Below are 19,285 nucleotides of genomic sequence, written 5' to 3'. Positions count from 1 at the left end.
ATTTTGACTGCGTAACTGGCAACAATCAGTACCTACCAACCTATGCCCCTCGTTGACTCCGAAGCCCTCGCCCGGACGTACAAGCACCGCAGCAAGGACCCCTGGGATGCGGTCCGACTCTACCGCGAGGCCGCCGAGAAGCCCGCCGACTGGGGCTCCCAGCGCGTCGCGAGCGCGATCAACGGCGACCAGGGCAACGAGTTCGAGGGGATCTCGCGGGGCGAAGTCCGGGCGTGGGTCGACCACGGCAGCAAGCCCGACGCCGCCCGGGCCGTCGACGTGGCTCGGGAATTGGGCTGGGACGCCGACGTGTGGACCGTTCCGGTGCGTGCGCTCGCGAAGCTCGTCATCGGCGGCTACGCGTTCGGGGCGATCAACGGGCGGAACTACGTACCCTCGTGGAGTCCGGACGACTCCGAGAGCGAGGGGGACATCGAGACCGCGCTCACCCGCGTCGGCGTCGGCTCCCAGCACGTCGAGCGCGAGAGCGACCGGCAGGGCGACGAGATCCGGCCGGGACGGCACGGGACGCGGCTCGGTCGCGCGCTCGTCGTCGCCGGCGCGCCCGTCGGCGACAAGAACGCCGGCTCGGTGCGGGGGCTCCCCGACTGGGTCGACGCGGCGCCGATGGTCGTCAGGATGGACCTCGCAGTGCTGTTGGTTCGCGGCCGGGCGATCGAGTACCCGGCGAAGGCGACGCGACGGATCCAGTCCGATCGCGGGTCGCGGTACTTCGCGGACGTGGCCGCGCTGATCGAGGACGTGAGCGGGAAGGTGGCGACCGCCAGCGGGAGCGGCGTGACCGTCTCCGCCGACGCGGTCCGCGAACTGGGGTTGGCGTAGGAGTCCGCCCCACCCGTTTCCATCGCGATCCGTTTCTGCGGTCGCCCTCCCGCCGAACCTACTCCGTGTTCTCCGGTTTCGACTCGCTCGCGGCCGGCGACGCCGCCTGCACCTTCTCCACCTTCGAGGGCTGCTGGCTCCGGACGATCAGCACGTCGTAGGCGTCGTCGGCCGCGATCCCGCCGCCGATGCTGCTGATCGACACCGTCAGGTGGCCGGCGTTCTCGCTGCCGATCACCACCATCGAGGCGTCCTCGTCCCGGGCGATCTGCCGGACGTGTTTGGTGATCGTGCCCGCCGAGGCGTACTGCCCGACCGTCTCGTACCGGAACCGGGCGTCGGGTGCGAGTTCGTGCACCCGGTCGGCGAGCCGGTCGACGATCGTCGACAGGTCGAAGGACTCGTCCTCCTCGAGCCAGCCGGCCGCGCGGGCGTACTCGATGTTCCCGTTCGGGACGACCGTCACGGCGACGACGCCCTCGTCGAACACCGCGTCGAACGCCGTCGCTCGCACTAACGCGCTCTCCGCGAGGTCGGAACCGTCGAACGGGACGACGAAGGTCATACCGGAACTTCGGGCGGTTCGCTGAAGAGCGATCCGATCGGCCACGGGGCCGTCACGACCGCCGCGACGCCGGTTCCGGCCTGCCAGTCTCACTCCTCGAGTCGGACTGTATCGCCCGGCTCGACGCCCTCGGCGGCGCCGGCGGGGAGTTCGACGACCGTGTCCGCGAGCCCGTGGGCCAGCCCGCGGAACGGGTGCAGGCGCTCGACGCGGATCACCTCGTCGTCGACGAGCCAGAGCACGTCGATCGGTGCGAGGACGAACAGCGTGTGGATCGTCCGGGTCGCCGGCTCGTCGAAGGAGAACACCAGCGCGTACCCCTTGGGGATCGACCGCCGGAACATCAGCCCCCGGGCCTGCGAGAGCAGCCCGTCGGCCCGCTCGACGTCGTCGGCGAGCGTCTCGGTCGCGACGCCGCCTTCGAGCGCTCGCGCCTCCCCGTCGCGGTGGTGGACGAGTCGCACGCCGTCCGCTCCCGCCGCCGCCCTACTAAGCGTTCCCCCGAGCGTTCAAGAGCGCGGGCGCCCCACTCCGGGTATGGAGGAGACGCCCGAGGGGACGCCGGTCGGCGTCGACGACCCCTACGCGGTCGCCGGGCGCTGTGACCACCTCACCGACGACGGCCGATGTCGTTACGCGCTCGAACACGCGGGCCGGGACCCCGAGTTCGCGGCCGACCGCCGCGCCGACGACTACGCCTGCGTCGTCGCCGAGACCGAGGCGGCGGCCGTCGAGGGGGAGGACCCGGACTGGTCGCGCTGTCCCCACTACCGCTCGACCACCGACGCGAAGGAGTGTGCGCGCTGTGGCCTTGCGGAGGTCCGGCTCGCCCACGACGCCGACGCCCGCCCGCTGGTCGAGGAGCACCACCTCTCCTACGGGGCCGCCGGCGACGGTCGGCCGGCGGGCGACGACGGCGACGCGGACGACGACGACCCAGCTCACGAGATCACGGTCGGCCTCTGCCGATGGTGCCACACGAAGGTCCACCGCTCCTTCGCCCGCGTCGACGACGACGCCACCCCCGACCCCGAGGCGCTCGCAGTCCGGGAGACGCGCCGGGGGGAGGAGCTGTCCGAGACGGGCTTTCAGTCCGCCAGCGAGCGTCGAGAGGAGTGAGACGCGCCGGCGCTGATGCACGGACGTGGGTATCTCGCCCCCGTTCCGAGGTGTTTTTGGGCCTCGTCGGCCAACCCAGCCCATGACCCGAATCGTCGTCATCGACAACCACGGGCAGTTCACGCACCTGGAGGGCCGCGCGCTCCGGGACATCGGCGTCGACACCGAGATCCTCGACAACGACACCGACCCCGCAGAGATCGACGCCGACGGCGTCGTGCTCTCGGGCGGCCCCTCGATGGACCGCGTCGGCCGTTGTGCGGAGTATCTGGAGCTGGACGTGCCCGTGCTGGGTATCTGTCTCGGGATGCAGTTCATCGCCGAGGAGCTGGGCGGCAGCACTCACAGCGGCGAGTACGGCGGCTACGCCGACGTGACGGTGGAGATCCTCGACGACGAGGACCCGCTGATCGGCGGCCTCGCCCCCGAGACGCGGGTGTGGGCCAGCCACGCCGACGAGGTCGACGAGGTGCCCGAGGGATTCGCCCGGACGGCCCGGAGCGACGTGTGCGAGATCGAGGCGATGAGCGACCCCGACCGCGGACTCTACGGCGTCCAGTGGCACCCCGAGGTCGCCCACACCGCCGAGGGCGACGCGGTGTTCGAGGCGTTCCGCGAGATCTGCGAGTCGTGGTAAGGCGGCGACGGCGCCCGCCCGCGGACGGAAGTCACGGGTTTTAGGCCGTCCGGGTTTCACGCAGTACTGATGACGGCGTCCCAGAGCAACCTCGCGGGGCTCTCGCGGTTCATCTTCCGGGCCCCGAACTGGTACACCAGCCTCGCCTTCGCCCTGCTGGTGGCCGCCGTCGCGGGCATCGGCGCGTTCGACAGCGGCGAGGCGGACGCGGTGTTCCGCGGCATCTTCTTCCTCGGCCAGGACGCGTGGGAGGGCATCTTCTTCATCGGCATCCCGACCGTCGTCGCCGGGTTCGCGACGCCGTGGGTCGATCGCTACACGGGCGGGCGGCTCACCTACAACCGTGCGTCGCTGCTCGCCTTGATCTGTGAGGTGGTGATCGTCGCCGTCGTGAGCGTCGCCGCGCTGCTCGCGTACCTGGTCTCGTGGCTCGACCAGACGTTCGTCTTCGACGCGCTGGTGTTCGCGCTGGCGTCAGTGTTCGCGCTCCGCCTGCTGGTGGTGATGGCGGTCTCGCGCACCTCCCTGCCCGTCGCGGTCCTCCCCGCGAGCATCCAGAGCGCCGTCGCGGCCGCCCTGCTGTTCGTCTACAGCGGGACGATCCGGTATCTCGCGGACGGCGGGTCGGCGCTCCAGGCGTATCTCACGCCGTACCTGAACGAGTCGGCCGAGGCGCCCGGCGTCCTGAGCACGCTCTCGCCCCAACAGTTCGGCCTGCTGGGCGTGCTCTGCGTGATCTACGCCGCCGCGGTCTGGGTGTTCCTCGTCGCGGTCGACCGGCCGTGGCGCCGCTCGATGGGCGTGTCCATGCTCGACTTCCTCCGTGGGTTCATCGGCCACGTCGCCGAGGGAACCCGGGAGCTGGAGGACTTCTTCGAACAGCTGGGCGAGGAGGCGATCGTCCCGGTCACGGTGCTCGCGTTCCGAACCGACGACGGCGCCGAGAAGGCGCGGTTCGTGCTCCCGATGATCCACCCCGGCCCCATGGGCGAGATCGGCGGCGGCAACCTCCCCGAGCGCGTCGCCGAGACCGCCGAGGGGCTGGCGTTCCCGCCCCACGCCACCGCCGGCCACGACTTCAACCTCGTCACCGAGCGGGAGGTCGAGCGGCTGATCGACGCCGCCGACCGCGCCCACCAGCGGATCGAGTACGGCGACGACGCCACCGGGAGCGTCCGCGTCCAGGCCGGCGACGCGAAGCTGCTGGGGCAGGCCTTCGGCGGCGACGGCCTGCTGGTGAACACGTTCTCCCCGGAATTCGCCGACGACGTGGAGTACGGCGTCGGCCTCACGGCGCGGGAGGGCGCCCGGACCAACGGGCTCGAGGACGTGTTGCTCGTCGACGCCCACAACTGCAACAACGGCCTCGACGGGCCGGACCTGGGCCACGTTACCCCCGGCAGCCCCCGGTCGTTCGACATGATCAACGCCGCCGAGGCGGCGGGCACCCGCCTCGGCGACGCCGACGAGGCGCCCCTGTCGCTCGGGACGGCGTGGGAGGAGACCGAGTGGGAACCCCAGGAGGGGATCGGGCCGCTGGGGATCCGGGCCGCCGTCGTCGAGGTCGGCGGCCAGGAGACCGCGTACGTGCTGGCCGACGGCAACAACATGGAGCCGTGGCTCCGGAACCGGACCGTCGACGAGCTCCTCGAGACCGTCGACGCGGCGGAGGTGATGACCACCGACACCCACATCGTCAACACCGTCGAGGCGGACAACCAGATCGGCGCCGAGATCGACCACGGCGAGTTCATCGACGCGGTGTCCGGCCTCGTCGACCGGGCCCGCGCGGACCTCGAATCGGTCGAGGCGGGGATGGCGACCGAGCGCGCGGAGGTGACGGTGTTCGGCAACGACCGCACCGAGACGCTCGCCTCCCACGCCAACGCGGTGGTCTCGCTGGGCGGCGCGTACGCGCTCGCGGTCAGCCTCGCGGTGATCGCGATCAGCGTGCTGCTCTTTTTCGTGACGTAGGGTCGATCCCGCGCTATCGTCAACGCCGCGCTACCGCCGTCGATCCGCGGGAGCACGGTGCTCACTGGAGGAGAAAGCGGGACGCTAGCGGGCGTAGCGAGCGGCGGCGCGTGCCGCGCTCAGTCGAAAAGCTCCTCGACGGCGTCGTGGGCCGCGCGGGCCGCCTCGTCGGCGACTTCGTCGGCGTCGGCGTCGTCGGGCGGGTTGACGTACACGTCGACTTCGAGTACGCCGTCCTCGAACGTGACCGTCACGTCCAGATCGGTCAGTTCAGACTGCTTGTAGCGATCCAGCACGAGCCCTTCGGCGGCCGCGCTGGCGGTTTCGACGACCTCCTCGTCGGTCGGTTCCGCGTCGTTCATTTACGCGCCGGCGCCGGGGCCGCCGGGGCCCATCGGACCGCCGCCCTCGCCGCCCTGCAGGAGCTGCTGCAGCTCCTCCTGAAGCTCCTCGAACTCCTCCTGGGTCTTCTGCTCGCGCTTCTCGAGCTGGTCGACGCGAACTTCGAGGCTGTCGACTTTCTCCTCGAGGTCCGCCTTGGCGCTCTCGTAGTCCGTGTTGACGAGGAGCTCGCCGATCTCTCGGTACATCGTGGTGTCCTCGTCGATGTCGTCCAGCGCCTCGAGGGCGGTCTGGGCCTCGTTGAGCGAGGTCTCGGCCTGCGTCTTCTGGGCCGCAAGCTGCTCGGTTGTCTCCTGAAGGTCCTGTAGCTCCTCGATCTTCTCTTGTGCCTCGGGCGGCAGACTACCCTGCATACCTCGAAGGAGGTTCTTCGGCCTGAAAAAGGCCCGTATTTAGCCCTGGCGCGGCTTCGATGCCGCACACCCCTCCCCGCTGGCGTTCCTCGCCGTTCGTCCCTCGCTCGGTCCCGCCCGCCTCTCCATTGCCGGGCGGACTCACCTCCCAACTCACTGTTGCCGGGGAGACCCACGGAACTTACGGCCTCCCCCGCCGACGACCCGCCCATGCTCGAACTCATCGCCGGCGCGCTCTGGGCGATGCTCCCGGCGTACGTCCCGAACAACGCGGCCGTGCTGGCCGGCGGCGGCCGCCCCATCGACGGCGGCCGTACGCTCGGCGACGCGCGCCTGCTCGGCGGCGGCAAGACCTGGCGCGGCACCGCGGTCGGTACCGCCGTCGGCGTCGCGCTCGCGCTCGTCCTCGACGCCGCCGCGCCCGCGGTCGGCGACGCGCTGGGGATCACGCTCCCCGGATTCCCGATCAACGCGGGGCTGGGGCTCGCACTCGGGGCGATGCTGGGCGACATCGGCGCCTCGTTCGTCAAACGCCGCAGCGGCCGCGAGCGCGGCGCCGCCTTCCCCGGGCTCGATCAACTCGACTTCGTGGTCGGCGCCCTGCTGCTCGCACTCCTGTTCGCGCCCGACTGGACGCTTCAGGTGTTCACGCCCGCCCGCATCGCCGTCGTGGTCGTCGTCACGCCGCTGCTCCATCTCGCGACCAACGGGATCGCGTACTGGCTGGGCGTGAAGGACGAGCCGTGGTAAGCGCCGCACCGACCAGTTTTTCCCGACCCCACGCCCACCCACAGCCATGACCGACGAGCTCATTCGGGCGCTCCGGGACGCCGACGCGGTCCAGTTCGGCGAGTTCGAACTCTCCCACGGCGGCACCAGCGACTACTACGTCGACAAGTACCTGTTCGAGACCGACCCGCGCTGTCTCCGCCTGATCGCCGAGGCGTTCGCCGAGCGACTCGACGGCGAGAAACTCGGCGGCGTCGCGCTGGGCGGCGTCCCCCTCGCCTCGGCGACGAGCATCACCGCCGACGTGCCCTACGTCATCGCGCGCAAGCAGGCAAAGGAGTACGGCACCGGCAACCGCATCGAGGGCCGCCTCGACGAGGGCGAGGAGGTCGTCGTCGTCGAGGACATCGCGACCACCGGCCAGTCCGCCGTCGACGCCGTTGAGGCCCTCCGTGACGCGGGTGCCGAAGTGAACCGCGCGCTGCTCGTCGTCGACCGCGAGGAGGGCGGCCGCGAGAACCTCGCGGACCACGGCGTCGAGATGGAGGCGCTCGTGACCGCCTCGGACCTGCTCGCCGACCGGTAGCTGCCGATCCGTCGTTCGACGCACCCCACTGTTCGTTTCCCCCGTCGCGGCGCTTCGACGTGTTCATACTTGTGCAACCGTGAGGGTGTCCATGAACCGTGCAGAGAAGGCGGCCCTCCAGCTACGGGCCGTCGCCGTGTTGCGGACGCTGAAGCGCAGTCGAACGTACGACGAACTCGCCGAACTCACCGGACTGCCGGCGGGCGACCTGAACCGCTACGTCAACGGCCACGTGCTCCCGGGCGTCGAACGCGCCCGCGAGACCGTCGAGAGCATCGGCCGCGAGGAACTCGCCGACGAGCTCCGGTCCCGAGTCAGCGTCGACGACGAGGGGTACGTCGACAACAGCGCGATCGTGTTCGACCAGTCCTTCCTGGACCTCGTCGCGCCCGTCGCCGCCGAGTCGTTCGCGTTCGAGCGCCCGGACGTGGTGCTGACCGCCGCGACCGACGGGATCACGCTCGGCGCCGCGATGGCCTCCTACTTCGACGCCGACATCGCCTACGCCAAGAAGCGCAAGGAGACCGCGGTCGAGGAGTTCGTCGAGTCCCGCCAGCGGCTCGCCTCCGGCATCGAGCTCACCTACTACCTCCCCGCCGACGCCGTCTCCGCCGGCGACACGGTGCTGGTCGTCGACGACCTGATCCGCTCGGGCGAGACCCAGGAGCTCCTGCTCGACATCGTCGCCCAGTCCGACGCGACCGTCGGCGGCGTGTTCACCCTCATCGCCGTCGGCGACGAGGGGATGGACCGCGCCCGCCAGATCACCGACGCCCCCGTCGGCGCGCTGACGACGTTCGACGACCGGTAGCGTCGCTCGACGGCCGCCTCGAAACCCACCTTCGTGCATACTCGTTCCGAATAGGCCCGTAGATCGGCCACTCAACCGGCACGTGTGGGCGTATTTGTGCATACCGTACGGAAAGCCTCAAGTACACCACCGTCGCGATATGCACCCATACGGATGGGTCTCACAGAGACGCTGGCCGACTACTTCGACCTGGATAGCCACGACACCACCGTCAGGACCGAACTCCTGGCGGGGTTGACCACGTTCTTGACCATGAGCTACATCGTGGTCGTCAACCCCGCGATCCTCGCGGCGGCGATCGACATCGAGGGGGTCGGGCAGGGTCGCCTCGTCGCGATGCTCGCCGTGGTCACGATCATCTCCGCGGCGACCGCGACGCTGGTGATGGCGCTGTACGCCAACCGGCCGTTCGCGCAGGCGCCGGGGCTCGGGCTGAACGCCTTCTTCGCGTTCACGGTCGTCCTCGGGATGGGCGTCCCCTGGCAGACCGCGCTCGCGGCCGTGGTCGTCGAGGGGATCATCTTCATCGCGCTCACCGCCGTCGGCGCGCGGGAGTACGTGATCCGGCTCTTCCCCGAACCGGTCAAACTCGCTGTCGGCTCCGGGATCGGCCTGTTCCTCGCGCTGATCGGCTTCGAGTCGATGCGGGTCGTCGCGAGCGATCCGGCGACGTTCCTGACGCTCTCGCCGGTGGTCGCGAACGACCCGGTCGCGCTGATCTCGGTCGCCGGCCTGCTGTTCACGTTCGGGCTGTACGCCCGCGGGATCCGCGGTTCGATCGTCATCGGCATCCTCGGGACGACCGTCGCCGGCTACGTCGCCGCGGCGCTCGGCTACACCGCGTACAACCCCGAGAACGTGCCCGGCGGCGCCGCCATCGCGACGAACATCTTCCTCACCGGGTCGACGACGACCTACAGCCTCGCGGCCTACGACATCCGGCCGCTGGCGGGCGCGTTCCTCGAGGGGTTCGCGAACGTCGACGCGTTCACGTTCGCGCTGATCGTGTTCACGTTCTTCTTCGTCGACTTCTTCGACACCGCCGGCACGCTGGTCGGCGTCGGCCAGTCCGCGGGCTTTCTCGACGATGAAGGGAACCTCCCGGACATCGACAAGCCGCTGATGGCCGACGCGGTCGGCACCACCGTCGGCGGGATGCTCGGCACCTCGACGGTGACGACGTACATCGAGTCCGCGACCGGCGTCGAGGAGGGCGGCCGCACCGGCCTGACGGCGCTGACCGTCGCCGGCCTGTTCCTGCTCTCGCTTCTGTTCGTCCCGCTTGCGGCCGCGATCCCGGAGTACGCCTCCCACATCGCGCTGGTAGTCATCGGCGTCGTGATGCTCGGTAACGCCGTCGAGGTCGCGTGGGACGACCTCACCTACGCGATCCCGGCGGGGATGACGATCATGGTGATGCCCTTCACGTTCTCGATCGCCTACGGGATCGCCGCCGGCATCGTCTCCTACCCGGTCGTGAAACTCGCCGCGGGCGAGTTGGACGACATCCACGTCGGCCAGTGGATCCTCGCGGGCGCGTTCGTGGTCTACTTCGCGGTGCGGACCAGCGGCGTGATGTAGTCGCCCGCGACCGCAACACCTTCCCGCTCCCCGCCGTTTTCGCGACCATGCAACGCAGTCTGCCACCCCGGCGCTGGCTGGTCCGCGGGGTGGCCCTCCTGCTCGTCCTCTCGCTGTTGGCGCCCGCGGCGGGCGCCGCTCTCGGCGTCGGCGGCGACTCGGCGGACTCGCCGAGCGAACTCGGCCCCGGGACGATCGACCAGCCCGCCGACAACGCCACGATCGTCGGGATCCAGGGCTACCACTTCCAGGGACAGGGCAACCGCAAGAAGCCCGCCCGCGTCGTCTCGGCCGACGGCAACGGCACCACCAACTGGGTGTACGAGGACGCCCTCGGCGCGCGGTGGTTCTACGACGTGGATCCGCTGCCCAACGGGAACCTGCTCGTCGTCTCGACCAACCCCGACGGGACGACCGTCTACGAACTCAACCGGGACAACCGCGAGCGCGTCTGGCAGGAGACGCTGCCGTACCACGACACCCACGACATCGACGTGTACAACGAGACGCACCTCGCGATCGCCAACATGCGGCAGTGGAACGAGTCCTGCGAGTGCTCGAACGACCGCGTGGTGCTGTACGACCGCACCGAGGGCGAGGTCGACTGGGAGTGGACGTTCCGCAACCACTACCCCAACGGCACGGACGGCGGGTTCGCGAAGGACTGGACCCACGTCAACGACGTCGAGGTGATCCGGGACGGCGAGGAACTGCTGCTCTCGCCCCGGAACTTCGATCAGGTGATCGCCGTCAACATCACCACCAAGGAGATCACCGAACGCCTCGGCGAGGACGGCGACCACTCGACGCTGTACGAACAGCACAACCCCGACTGGCTCACGACCGAGGACGGCGACCCGACGATCCTGGTCGCCGACAGCGAGAACGACCGCGTGATCGAGTACACGAAGAACGACGACGGCGAGTGGGAGCACGTCTGGAGCGCCGGCTCCTCGGCGTCGCTCTCCTGGCCCCGCGACGCGGACCGCCTGCCCAACGGGAACACGATGATCGTCGACTCGATGAACCACCGCGTCATCGAGATCACCCCGGAGGGCGAGATCGTCTGGGAGTACTTCGCCACGTGGGCGCCCTACGACGCCGAGCGCATCGGCACCGGCGACGAGTCGAACGGGCCGACGATGCGTGACCTGGGCGTGAGCGGTCACACGGCCGTCTACGGCTCCGCCGGCGGGCTCTCGGCGACGTTCTCCTCGTGGCTCGCCGCGAGCGCGCAGGGGACGGCCGTCGAGGGACCGGTCACCGAGTTCGCGGGGCTGTGGGGCCGACTCGTCCCGTGGTTCCAGCCGGCCTGGTTGGGCTCCTGGGAGTTCGCCGGCGTCGTCGGCGCCGCCCTGTTGCTGGTTGGCTGGGGCGTCGCGGAGGGGTTCCGCGAGCGCGCCCGCATCGCCGACGGCGTCCGGTCGCTGCGCGAGCGGGCGGGCCGACTGTGACAGCCCGTCGTCCGAGATAGCCGGCGTGCTCGCCGGCGCCGCGGCGTTTTTGAGTGTCAGCCCCCAACCGTAGGTAATGGCGAACATCACGCTCTACGAACTGCCGGGCTGTCCGTTCTGTATCAAGGCCGCCGACAAGCTGGACGAACTCGGGCTCGAGTACGACACGATCGAAGTCCCGTCGGCCCACAGCGAGCGAACCGAGGTACAGGAGGTCTCGGGCCAGACGGGCGTTCCCGTGCTCGTCGACGAGGACCACGGCGTCGAGGGGATGCCCGAGAGCAGCGACATCGTCGCCTACCTGGAGGAGACCTACGGGGACGGCGCGGCGTAGTCGACTTCGGGAAAACCGGCGGCGACGGCTCGACCGATCAGGCTTCGCCGGGCTCGGCCGCGCGCTCGCGGATCAGGTCCCGCACCGCCTCGGGGTCGTCGGTCTCGGCCAACTCCTCACACGACACCAGCGCGGTCCCCTTGACCGACTCGCGTCTGGCGTTGTCCTCGACGAAGTACACCGAGCGCGTCTGGGTGACCTGCCCGAGCGAGGACATGATCCGGGCGCGCTTCTCGGCACTGGGGGTGAACTCCGAGTGGCCGGTCAACAGTTTCGCGCCGTCGCGGCCGCGGCGCTCCTCGTCCTCGGAGACGCTGTTGAACGGCGCCCGGATCGTCGGGTGGACGGTGAACCCCGCCCGCGTCAGGACGCCGACGACGTGCTCGTCGTCGGGATCGGCCTCCGGCGGGTCCGGGGTGGGTTCGGCGTCCCGGACCTCCTCGGCGCCCTCCATCACGTCCATTGGCGCCGTGAACGGGCGGTCGAACAGCTCCTCCAACTTCACCGCCACGTCGATGGAGGCGTTCATCCCGTCCTCGTACTTCGAGACGGTGCGCCGGGAGACGCCGAGCTCCGAGGCGAGCTTCCCGAGGCTCCAGTCCTGCTGCTCGCGGGTCTCCGAGAGCAGGTCGCCGTCGATGTTGACGTAGAGCCCGCCGGGGGCGGCGTAGATCAGCGGCGGCACGTCCTCGACGAACAGGTCGAACGCGGTGTCGGGGTGGATCGCGGGTACGCCGTGGCGGAAGTACACCACCTCGGGCTTGAGCTCCTCGTCGCGGGTCCGCATCCCCACGACCATCGGCGTCGCCGAGAGGTACTCGCCGAGGCGGCGCATCTCCCGCCCGGTCGCGGCGTCGAAGGCGTCGACGTTGCCCAGCACTTTCAGCAGTACGAGCTCCTCGCCGCGGCGCGCGGCCACGTCGAAGCTCTTTGGGCGGATCGCACAGCGCTCGCTGACGAGGAACCCGGCGTCCTGCAGCATCGCCGTAACGTTCTCGATCAGCGCTGTACGGCTCATACAGGGATGTAGGCGACTCGCGGCATATATGCGTTGTGTCCACCTATCCCGCCGCTATCTGTCGATTCACTGCCCGAACGCCCGACCGAGCCGACTCCCGGGCTCCGACGCGAAACCCCCTTGGCCGGCGACCGCCTCCCTCCTGCCGTGACCGTCATCGGCGTCGACGACACCGACTCCCGCCAGCGCGGGATGTGCACGACCTACCTCGCGGCCCGGATCGCGGAGCGGATCGCGGCCGCGGGCGGGTCGATCGACGAGCGACTGCTGGTCCGCCTGAACCCCGCAGTCGAGCGCAAGACCCGCGGGAACGCCGCGCTCGCGATCCACACCGACCTCGACGCCGACCGCGCCGGCGCCATCGCCCGCGACGAACTCGGACCGCTGGCCGAGACCGACGACCCCCGGACGTCGCCGGGACTGGTCGTCGCCGACTGCGACCCCGACGAGATTATCGACTCGGTCGCCCAGTTCGCCCGCGACGCCGTCCGGGAGTTCCACGACCTCGACGCCGCGCTGGAACTGGCCGCCGACGCCGGCTTCGAGGCCGCGGGCTGGGCGGGCGGCCACGGCCGCATCGGCGCGCTCGCGGCCGTCGGCGCCCACCGCGCGTTCGCCGAGTGGACGTACGAACTGATCGCCTACCGGGAGTTCGAGCGCTGTGGAACCCCCCGAGAAGTCGACGACGCGAGCCTGTTCACCGCGGCCGACGACGCCTACCCCGACGCGTGGGACACCGTCGACCGCGCCGAGGACGAGGCGGTCTGCGTGCCCAGCGCGCCCGGCCCGATCCTCTACGGCCTCCGGGGCGACGACCCCGACGCCCTCAGGGGGATGGTTGCGAAAATCGACTCCGAGCCGGTCGAACGGACCGCGCTGTTCCGGACGAATCAGGGGACCGACGCCCACCTCAGCGACGCCGCTGTCGACGACCTCACGACGCTCGACGACGGCCGTGCCTACCGCGTCGACTGCGTCGTCGCCGGCGAGCCCGAAACGCGGGCGGGCGGCCACGTGTTCGTCCCGATTCGGGGCGGATACGGCGACCCCATCGCGGCCGCGGCGTTCGAGCCGACCAAGCGCTTCCGCGACCGCGTGCGCGCGCTGCGTACGGGCGACGAACTCACCGTCTGCGGGGAGGTGAGCGACGGGACGCTCAAGCTCGAGAAGTTCGCCGTCCGCGCGCTGACCCGGACGACGCTGACCACCCCGACGTGCCCGGACTGCGGGAACCGGATGAGTTCGGCAGGCCGGGATCAGGGGTACCGCTGCCGGGACTGCGGGACGAGCGCGCCCGGGAAAGTCGAGGTCGAGGTTGACCGAGCGCTCGAACGCGGCTGGTACGAGGTGCCGCCGTGTGCCCGCCGGCACGTCGCGAAGCCGCTCGTTCGCGGGGGGTTCGACGCGCCGACGCATCCGGAACGGTAGGTACTGGGCCGGTGTCGGTCGTCCGGTGTGGTCCCCGAACGTGCACCGTCGAAGTCCCCACGGTGATCGGTCTCGACAGGCGTGGTGAAACCACGGCGCGTATCGGGGCTCGACTTAGCAGACACGTTATATAACTACGTGTGAAATTACTCTATAGATATGTATAGCGAAAGATTATTACATTATAAATATTATATTTACTGACGACATGTCGGCGATGGTTCGATACGGCGGAACGGGAGAAACACTGGTCAGTCGACATGTCGGAGCCGAAAATGGCCATAGATCTCACGAACACGGCTGACGGAGCGCGCTGGGTGACGGGACAGCTCGTAGACGACCACAACACTCGCGACAGCAACGAGATCCCGTGGAACGGGAGCGCGGGCGACGACCGAGGGTTCGCCCGTCTCGACACCGTGACCATGGAGAACGGGTCCTCGAAATCGGCGCTCAGGACCCACCCCAAGTGGGTCCCGGACGGAACGATCAAGGGATTCTTCCCGTGGGTCACGGCGCCCGACAACGCCGTCTTCACCGCCCAGATCGGGTTCCTCGACGGCGCGAGCGCGAGCGACGGCGCCGAGTTTTGGGTGTTCGAACACCACCGGGAGAACGGCACTCACGTGTGGAACCCGGTTCTCCGCCGCCAGAAGGGGTACACCGGAGAACTGTTGGATGTGAAGGCCGACCTGACCCACCTCTCGGGCGAGGACGTGTTCCTCGAACTGCGCGTCGACGCCGCGGGACGGTCGACCCAGGACTGGGCAGCGTGGGTCGACCCCAAGATCGAGTCCCAGCTGGAGACGGACACACCCATGGAGACGGGGACGATGCCGGTGACGCTGGAACTGTCGCGGGTAGACTGTCGGGACTCCGACGAGGAGGACAGGCTCTTCGCCCCGGATGGGGACGAGCCGTACGTTCTCGCACTTGCCCTGTTCGTCGACGGTCGGTCCATCGACGTCGTGGAGGCGTACCTCAACAACAACTACGACGCCGCCGGGGCGAGGCTTCGGGGAGGTGGTCGACACGGGACCCACGGGAACCTGGGGCAAGGAAACGTCCACGGCGGGGACAGCTTCCCCGTGCCGGACGAAACGGGGACGTTCCGAGACCGGATGTCCCCGGTGATACCGGCGATCGCATCGGGGGCGCAGACGGACGCCGACCCGAAGTCGGTGGCACGTGCCGCCCTCATCGTGGTCCTGCTTGAACAAGACAACACCAGCACGCAAGCCGTGGAGGCGGGGTATCGAAAACTACGAACCGAACTCAAATCCGAGATAGAGGAGAAGGTGAGGGAGGTCGCGGAACAGGTCGCCGAGAACAGTTCGAACGACGAGATCGAGTTCACCGAACAGGACGGCAACGACATCGCCGACAACATCAAGGGGAAGGTCACTGATACTGTGAAGAAGAGGACCCTCGACAGGTTCGACCTGTTCGGCATCGTCAACCCCGACGACTTCATCGGGACCGAGTTCGAGGTGTGGACGTTCGACGATATCCAGCAGAACGAGCCACAGTCGTTCCGCATGGAGTTCCGGAGTGACACGGCGCACTACGTCCTGAACGGGAACGCACGCACCGAGTGAGCACTCCCGCCCTCCAGTGCTCGCTTCGCCGCCCTGATTCGGGCCAGGCGGTGGGCCTCCCGGCGTAGTCAGAAGCGGTCCAGCGCCCGCGCCATTGTCTCCCGGTCGTGGGGCAGCGAGGCGCGCCCGTCGTAGGCCGCGGGGAAAACAGTTCGGACCGCTACGCCTTCAGCCCGCTCCCAGTCAGCGGGACGACCACGTCCTCGTCGGCGTCGACGGCACCGCGCTCGCGGTACTCGTCGAGCGCCGCGGGCGCGACCGCACACGTGGGTTCCGTGTAGAAGCCGGCCGCGTGGAGTCGATCGAGTTCGTCGGCGACCGGCGCCTCCGTGAGCGCGATGGCGTCGCCGCCGGTGGCCTCGATGGCATTCAGAATCGCGTCTTTCTGCACCGGATCGCGGATCTGGATCCCGTCGGCCACGTCGTTCGCGCCAGCAGTGTCGCCGTGGAGTTCCGCGGCGATAGGGGCGTAGCCCGCGGCCTGCGCGCCGTACATTCGCGGGACCTCGTCGATCCAGCCCGCTTCTTTCAGGGCGCGGAACCCTCGGTAGGCGCCGAGGAACAGCGTCCCGTGACCCAGCGGCGTCACGACGGCATCGGGCGCCGCCCAGTTACGCTGGAGCGCGGTCTCGTAGGCGAACGTCGCCGTGCCGGCGAAGAAGGCGGGGTTCCAGGCGTGGGAGGCGTACCAGGCGCCGGCGCCCGGCCGACCGTCGCCGGTCGCACCTTCGTCGGCGCCCTCGCCGACCGCGGCGTCGATGCACGCGTCGGTCACGTCCTGTCGCGAGCCCTCGATGCGGACCGGCGTCGCGCCCGCAGCCTCGATCGCTCGAATTTTGCTCTGCTTTACGCTCGCCGGCACGTATATCTCGGCGTCGATCCCCGCCCGGGCGGCGTAGGTCGCGACCGCCGCGCCGGCGTTGCCCGAGGAGTCCTCGACCACTTTCTCGACGCCGAGTTCCAGCGCCCGGGAGAGCGTCGTCGTCGCGCCGCGGTCCTTGAACGAGCCGGTGGGGAACACGTACTCCAGTTTGAACTCGGCGTCCCAGTCGGGCGCGTGCTGGAGCGGCGTCATCCCCTCGCCGAGGCTGACCCGTTTCTCGACGGGGAGGAACGCCGAGAACGCCCACAGCCCCTCGCGGGCGTCGAAGGCGGCAGGGTCGGGTGCTGGCCCGTCCGGGAGCGGCTGGCGGGCGAACTCGAGGGGGTGGCCGCAGGTACAGCGCCAGCGATCCGCGTACTCGGCGCCGCAGTCGGGACAGACGAGTGGGGTGGGGTCAGTCATCGTCAGTAGGCGTCGACGCCGGTCGCCACCGAGCAGACGTACTCGCCGGTCGCGACCTGCGGGAGCCGCCGCGAGCGCCAGAAGACGCCCTCGCAGTCGGCGGTCACCCGGCCCGCGAGCTGGCCGAACGGGTCGGTGATCTCGAACAGCGTGTCGCCGGGATGGATCTCCTCGCCCAGTTCCGCGCGGAACCGGACGAGCCCGCCCGCCGGCGCGCGGTACTGGTCGAACCCCGCGGCGCGGGTCTGTTCGTCCATCGACGCCTCGCCGTCGAGGAAGCCGTAGTGGCGGAGGACGTTGAAAACGCCCTCGACGCCGTACTGGATGCTCTCCTCGTCCCAGCCCACGCAGCCGCCGAGTTCGGGGTCGATCGTGGGGATCCCCTCGCCGGGCGCCGCGCGGGCCAACTGGCCGTCGGGCCCCTTCTGGTCGAGCACGTGGCCCGTGCCGAACGCCTTCGCGAGTTCGAGGCAGTCGCCGTGGAGGCGATGGTGGCGGCCACACCGTACCCGGGCCTCGTTGAGCATCCGCGAGGTCGAGCCCTGGTGGAGGTCGAGCACGTAGTCAGCCCGGCAGGCGGCGTCGAACGTCGCGGCGGCGATGCGCTCGGAGCTGGTCCCGTCCTCGTCGCCGGGGTAGGCCCGGTTCATCTTCGTGTCGTCGATGGGGTTGCGGTGCTCGGCGATCTGGAACGCGTGGACGTTGACGATCCCGACGATCAGGACCGCGCCGGAGAGTTCGGCGGGATCGAGCCGCGGGACGACCCGGGTGAGCACCCCGAGGCCGTTGAGCTCGTCGCCGTCCGAGACCGCCTGCAGATACAGGGTTTCGCCGTCGTCGGCGCCGTTGACCACACAGACCGGTAGGGAGACGGGACTGCCGTCGCGGCGCTCGCCAATCCGGAGCCGCCCGGTGGCCATCTCGCCGGGGGCCGCGCTGGCGTCGCCGAGCGTGAGACTCATTGTACGTTGCTTGCCCGGACTCGCCTTAGTGGGTTCGATACCGGGCGAGGGCGCCGACACCGACCTTTTGCTGCGTCGCTCACTCCGTTCGCTCCCTGGCAAAAGCTCGACCGAGAGCCTGCGAGCCTCCCTTCGGCGAGTGAACCGGCGACCGTCCGGATCCTTCGGACCGGCACCGGAAATCGGAGATATCCGGTTGGCGAACGAGAGCTCCGCTCTCGGTAGCTCGGTCGCCGGACAGGTGTGGTAAATAGTTCGCTGTAACGATTGATCGCCTCATACAGCCGGCTACTCCGTGATGACGTTCGACTCCAGGTCCCGCGGGTAGTAGGTCAGCCACTCGACGCCGTCCTCGGTGATGGCGATGGTGTCGGAGTGGCGGTACCCCTCGTGGTCGGTGTAGATGCCGGGTTCGATGGTGTACACCTGCCCCGGGCGCATCTCGGCGTCGCTCTCGTCGACGTGGTCGTAGTCGCCCCAGCCCTGGTCGATGTACGGCGGCTCGTGGCCGCCGAGGCCGATGTTGTGGCCGACGTGGTGCTGGGCGAGGTCGGTGATCCCCTGCTCCTCGTAGAACGCCCAGACCTGCTCGTCGACGTACGAGAGCGGGACGCCCGGGCCGAGGGCGTCGATGGCGATGTCCTGGGCCTCGAGCATCAGTTCGAAGTAATGCTCCTGCTCGTCGCTGACCTCGCCGACGAACATCGTCCGCTCGAGTTCGGAGCCGTAGCCGTCGACGTTCGCGGAGGCGCCGGTCACCAGCACGTCGCCCCGTTCGAGTCGCTTGTTCGGCGTGTGGCCGTGGGGCAGCGCGGTCTCGTGGGCGGAGATGTAGCCCGCGCGGGCCGGGCCGGAGGCGCGGACGTTCTCGACGAACTGGTCGCCCAGCGTGTCTAGCATCGCCCGCGAGGCCTCCATCGACGCCCGCTGGGAGACGGTTGCCGGGTGGGCCCCGGGCTCGGTGTACTCCGCGAGGTAGCGGTGGGCGAGGTTGCCCCACTTGGCCGACTCCCGGATCAGGTCGACCTCGGCGTCGGTCTTCTCCCAGCGCATCCGCGAGACCCACGACTGCGTCTCCACGTCGACGAACTCCGAGAGTTCGGGACCCTCGTAGCCCATCACGCCCGGCGCGCCGTCGGCGTCGGCGGCGACCGTCTCGGCGCCGAGGCCGTCGAGCATCTCCGCGACGACCTGCATCGGGCGCCCCTGCGGGTAGTCGAAGTAGTGGTGGACGGCGTCGATGCGGTCGACGGTCTCGACGCGCTCGACCTCCAGCCGGGGCACGACGATCTCGATGCGGTCGTCGGTGACCGCGAGACAGACCGGGCGCTCGGTCTGGACGTGCTCGAAGCCGGAGACGTAGTGGATGCTCGTCGCGGAGAACCAGACGGCGGCGTCGGCGTCGGTGTCGTCGAGTTTCCCGCGGACCTCGCGGAGTCGTGACCGGTACTCGGCGTCCGGGAGTTCAGTCGGCATGCGTGCCGAATCCACCCCTGTGAGCAAAAGCCTCCGGGTGTGCCCCGCTCCCTGCCGGGTCGTCGGCGTCGCCGTCCGCCGCGCCGTGGGGATGGCGTCGTGCCGGTCCGGCCGCTGACCGCGGTGATAC

The 19,285-nt window shown here is 69.6% G+C and carries 20 protein-coding genes; 12 read left to right on the top strand and 8 right to left on the bottom strand.

Going from position 1 to position 19,285, the window contains the following annotated elements:
• Positions 1 to 42: 42 nt before the first annotated feature.
• Positions 43 to 843, top strand: a complete 801-nt coding sequence (locus BMZ83_RS09920) for a hypothetical protein (protein WP_074878176.1) — start codon at positions 43 to 45, stop codon at positions 841 to 843.
• 58 nt (positions 844 to 901) lie between these two features.
• Here BMZ83_RS09920 and BMZ83_RS09915 read toward each other — a convergent pair whose 3' ends face one another.
• Positions 902 to 1,408: a universal stress protein gene (locus tag BMZ83_RS09915; protein ID WP_074878174.1), complete on the bottom strand. Its 507-nt coding sequence runs from the start codon at positions 1,406 to 1,408 to the stop codon at positions 902 to 904.
• 89 nt (positions 1,409 to 1,497) lie between these two features.
• Complete coding sequence (locus BMZ83_RS09910; RefSeq protein ID WP_074878172.1) at positions 1,498 to 1,872, bottom strand: DUF192 domain-containing protein; 375 nt, start codon at positions 1,870 to 1,872, stop codon at positions 1,498 to 1,500.
• A 73-nt stretch (positions 1,873 to 1,945) separates the two neighbouring features.
• On the opposite strand from BMZ83_RS09910, the gene BMZ83_RS09905 reads away from it, so the two are divergent.
• From BMZ83_RS09905 to BMZ83_RS09895, 3 genes are all read left to right on the top strand, one after another.
• On the top strand, positions 1,946 to 2,527 hold the full coding sequence (locus BMZ83_RS09905; RefSeq protein WP_074878170.1) for a DUF7097 family protein: 582 nt from the start codon (positions 1,946 to 1,948) through the stop codon (positions 2,525 to 2,527).
• An 82-nt stretch (positions 2,528 to 2,609) separates the two neighbouring features.
• Positions 2,610 to 3,164 carry a GMP synthase subunit A gene (locus BMZ83_RS09900; RefSeq protein WP_074878167.1) on the top strand — a complete coding sequence of 185 codons (555 nt, stop codon included), beginning with the start codon at positions 2,610 to 2,612 and terminating at the stop codon, positions 3,162 to 3,164.
• 69 nt (positions 3,165 to 3,233) lie between these two features.
• On the top strand, positions 3,234 to 5,138 hold the full coding sequence (locus BMZ83_RS09895; RefSeq protein ID WP_074878165.1) for a DUF2070 family protein: 1,905 nt from the start codon (positions 3,234 to 3,236) through the stop codon (positions 5,136 to 5,138).
• Positions 5,139 to 5,257: 119 nt separating this feature from the next.
• Here the strand turns inward: BMZ83_RS09895 and BMZ83_RS09890 are convergent, their stop codons facing one another.
• Positions 5,258 to 5,500, bottom strand: a complete 243-nt coding sequence (locus tag BMZ83_RS09890; RefSeq protein WP_074878163.1) for a DUF3194 domain-containing protein — start codon at positions 5,498 to 5,500, stop codon at positions 5,258 to 5,260.
• Entirely contained in the window at positions 5,501 to 5,893 is a 393-nt protein-coding gene (locus BMZ83_RS09885; protein ID WP_174955847.1) for a prefoldin subunit beta, read from the bottom strand.
• A 210-nt stretch (positions 5,894 to 6,103) separates the two neighbouring features.
• Between BMZ83_RS09885 and BMZ83_RS09880 the strand changes: the two genes are divergently transcribed.
• The 6 genes from BMZ83_RS09880 (at position 6,104) to BMZ83_RS09855 (ending at position 11,388) form a co-directional block, all read left to right on the top strand.
• Positions 6,104 to 6,643 (top strand): CDP-2,3-bis-(O-geranylgeranyl)-sn-glycerol synthase, encoded by a 540-nt coding sequence (locus BMZ83_RS09880; protein ID WP_074878161.1) that lies wholly within the window; start codon positions 6,104 to 6,106, stop codon positions 6,641 to 6,643.
• 46 nt (positions 6,644 to 6,689) lie between these two features.
• Positions 6,690 to 7,208 carry an orotate phosphoribosyltransferase gene (pyrE, locus tag BMZ83_RS09875; protein WP_074878159.1) on the top strand — a complete coding sequence of 173 codons (519 nt, stop codon included), beginning with the start codon at positions 6,690 to 6,692 and terminating at the stop codon, positions 7,206 to 7,208.
• Between the two features lie 91 nt (positions 7,209 to 7,299).
• Positions 7,300 to 8,019, top strand: coding sequence for a phosphoribosyltransferase family protein (locus tag BMZ83_RS09870; RefSeq protein WP_074878157.1), 720 nt, complete (start codon positions 7,300 to 7,302; stop codon positions 8,017 to 8,019).
• A gap of 153 nt (positions 8,020 to 8,172) precedes the next feature.
• Positions 8,173 to 9,600, top strand: a complete 1,428-nt coding sequence (locus BMZ83_RS09865; RefSeq protein WP_074878152.1) for an NCS2 family permease — start codon at positions 8,173 to 8,175, stop codon at positions 9,598 to 9,600.
• Between the two features lie 47 nt (positions 9,601 to 9,647).
• Complete coding sequence (locus BMZ83_RS09860; RefSeq protein ID WP_074878150.1) at positions 9,648 to 11,054, top strand: aryl-sulfate sulfotransferase; 1,407 nt, start codon at positions 9,648 to 9,650, stop codon at positions 11,052 to 11,054.
• A 76-nt stretch (positions 11,055 to 11,130) separates the two neighbouring features.
• Positions 11,131 to 11,388 (top strand): glutaredoxin family protein, encoded by a 258-nt coding sequence (locus BMZ83_RS09855; protein ID WP_074878148.1) that lies wholly within the window; start codon positions 11,131 to 11,133, stop codon positions 11,386 to 11,388.
• A 37-nt stretch (positions 11,389 to 11,425) separates the two neighbouring features.
• On the opposite strand, the gene BMZ83_RS09850 is transcribed toward BMZ83_RS09855, so the two are convergent.
• Positions 11,426 to 12,406 carry a transcriptional regulator gene (locus tag BMZ83_RS09850; RefSeq protein WP_074878146.1) on the bottom strand — a complete coding sequence of 327 codons (981 nt, stop codon included), beginning with the start codon at positions 12,404 to 12,406 and terminating at the stop codon, positions 11,426 to 11,428.
• Between the two features lie 147 nt (positions 12,407 to 12,553).
• Here BMZ83_RS09850 and BMZ83_RS09845 point away from each other — a divergent pair, with 147 nt between their 5' ends.
• On the top strand, positions 12,554 to 13,834 hold the full coding sequence (locus BMZ83_RS09845; protein WP_074878144.1) for a tRNA(Ile)(2)-agmatinylcytidine synthase: 1,281 nt from the start codon (positions 12,554 to 12,556) through the stop codon (positions 13,832 to 13,834).
• A 317-nt stretch (positions 13,835 to 14,151) separates the two neighbouring features.
• Complete coding sequence (locus BMZ83_RS09840) at positions 14,152 to 15,432, top strand: hypothetical protein (RefSeq protein WP_074878142.1); 1,281 nt, start codon at positions 14,152 to 14,154, stop codon at positions 15,430 to 15,432.
• Positions 15,433 to 15,592: 160 nt separating this feature from the next.
• Here the strand turns inward: BMZ83_RS09840 and BMZ83_RS09835 are convergent, their stop codons facing one another.
• The 3 genes from BMZ83_RS09835 to BMZ83_RS09825 form a co-directional block, all read right to left on the bottom strand.
• Complete coding sequence (locus tag BMZ83_RS09835) at positions 15,593 to 16,717, bottom strand: pyridoxal-phosphate dependent enzyme (RefSeq protein WP_143076924.1); 1,125 nt, start codon at positions 16,715 to 16,717, stop codon at positions 15,593 to 15,595.
• A gap of 2 nt (positions 16,718 to 16,719) precedes the next feature.
• The gene (locus BMZ83_RS09830; RefSeq protein ID WP_074878140.1) at positions 16,720 to 17,679 is read right to left on the bottom strand and encodes a succinylglutamate desuccinylase/aspartoacylase family protein; all 960 of its coding nucleotides are present in this window, start codon (positions 17,677 to 17,679) and stop codon (positions 16,720 to 16,722) included.
• A 288-nt stretch (positions 17,680 to 17,967) separates the two neighbouring features.
• Positions 17,968 to 19,155, bottom strand: a complete 1,188-nt coding sequence (locus BMZ83_RS09825; RefSeq protein ID WP_074878138.1) for a M24 family metallopeptidase — start codon at positions 19,153 to 19,155, stop codon at positions 17,968 to 17,970.
• Positions 19,156 to 19,285: the final 130 nt, after the last annotated feature.

Origin of the sequence: Halolamina pelagica (assembly GCF_900115675.1) — an archaeon.
In the GTDB taxonomy this organism is placed as follows: Archaea; Halobacteriota; Halobacteria; order Halobacteriales; family Haloferacaceae; genus Halolamina; species Halolamina pelagica.
The sequence above is the reverse complement of the archived record's forward strand: the minus strand, read 5'-3'. Positions and strand labels throughout refer to the sequence as shown.

Bases quoted from the DNA above. Each gene is read 5' to 3' on its own strand.
- BMZ83_RS09915 (WP_074878174.1), bottom strand. From the start codon at position 1,408: ATGACCTTCGTCGTCCCGTTCGACGGTTCCGACCTCGCGGAGAGCGCG.
- BMZ83_RS09890 (WP_074878163.1), bottom strand. From the start codon at position 5,500: ATGAACGACGCGGAACCGACCGACGAGGAGGTCGTCGAAACCGCCAGC.
- BMZ83_RS09830 (WP_074878140.1), bottom strand. From the start codon at position 17,679: ATGAGTCTCACGCTCGGCGACGCCAGCGCGGCCCCCGGCGAGATGGCC.
- BMZ83_RS09870 (WP_074878157.1), top strand. From the start codon at position 7,300: ATGAACCGTGCAGAGAAGGCGGCCCTCCAGCTACGGGCCGTCGCCGTG.
- BMZ83_RS09850 (WP_074878146.1), bottom strand. From the start codon at position 12,406: ATGAGCCGTACAGCGCTGATCGAGAACGTTACGGCGATGCTGCAGGAC.
- BMZ83_RS09855 (WP_074878148.1), top strand. From the start codon at position 11,131: ATGGCGAACATCACGCTCTACGAACTGCCGGGCTGTCCGTTCTGTATC.
- BMZ83_RS09835 (WP_143076924.1), bottom strand. From the start codon at position 16,717: ATGACTGACCCCACCCCACTCGTCTGTCCCGACTGCGGCGCCGAGTAC.
- BMZ83_RS09895 (WP_074878165.1), top strand. From the start codon at position 3,234: ATGACGGCGTCCCAGAGCAACCTCGCGGGGCTCTCGCGGTTCATCTTC.
- BMZ83_RS09905 (WP_074878170.1), top strand. From the start codon at position 1,946: ATGGAGGAGACGCCCGAGGGGACGCCGGTCGGCGTCGACGACCCCTAC.
- BMZ83_RS09825 (WP_074878138.1), bottom strand. From the start codon at position 19,155: ATGCCGACTGAACTCCCGGACGCCGAGTACCGGTCACGACTCCGCGAG.
- BMZ83_RS09920 (WP_074878176.1), top strand. From the start codon at position 43: ATGCCCCTCGTTGACTCCGAAGCCCTCGCCCGGACGTACAAGCACCGC.
- BMZ83_RS09860 (WP_074878150.1), top strand. From the start codon at position 9,648: ATGCAACGCAGTCTGCCACCCCGGCGCTGGCTGGTCCGCGGGGTGGCC.
- BMZ83_RS09865 (WP_074878152.1), top strand. From the start codon at position 8,173: ATGGGTCTCACAGAGACGCTGGCCGACTACTTCGACCTGGATAGCCAC.
- pyrE (WP_074878159.1), top strand. From the start codon at position 6,690: ATGACCGACGAGCTCATTCGGGCGCTCCGGGACGCCGACGCGGTCCAG.
- BMZ83_RS09880 (WP_074878161.1), top strand. From the start codon at position 6,104: ATGCTCGAACTCATCGCCGGCGCGCTCTGGGCGATGCTCCCGGCGTAC.
- BMZ83_RS09885 (WP_174955847.1), bottom strand. From the start codon at position 5,893: ATGCAGGGTAGTCTGCCGCCCGAGGCACAAGAGAAGATCGAGGAGCTA.
- BMZ83_RS09900 (WP_074878167.1), top strand. From the start codon at position 2,610: ATGACCCGAATCGTCGTCATCGACAACCACGGGCAGTTCACGCACCTG.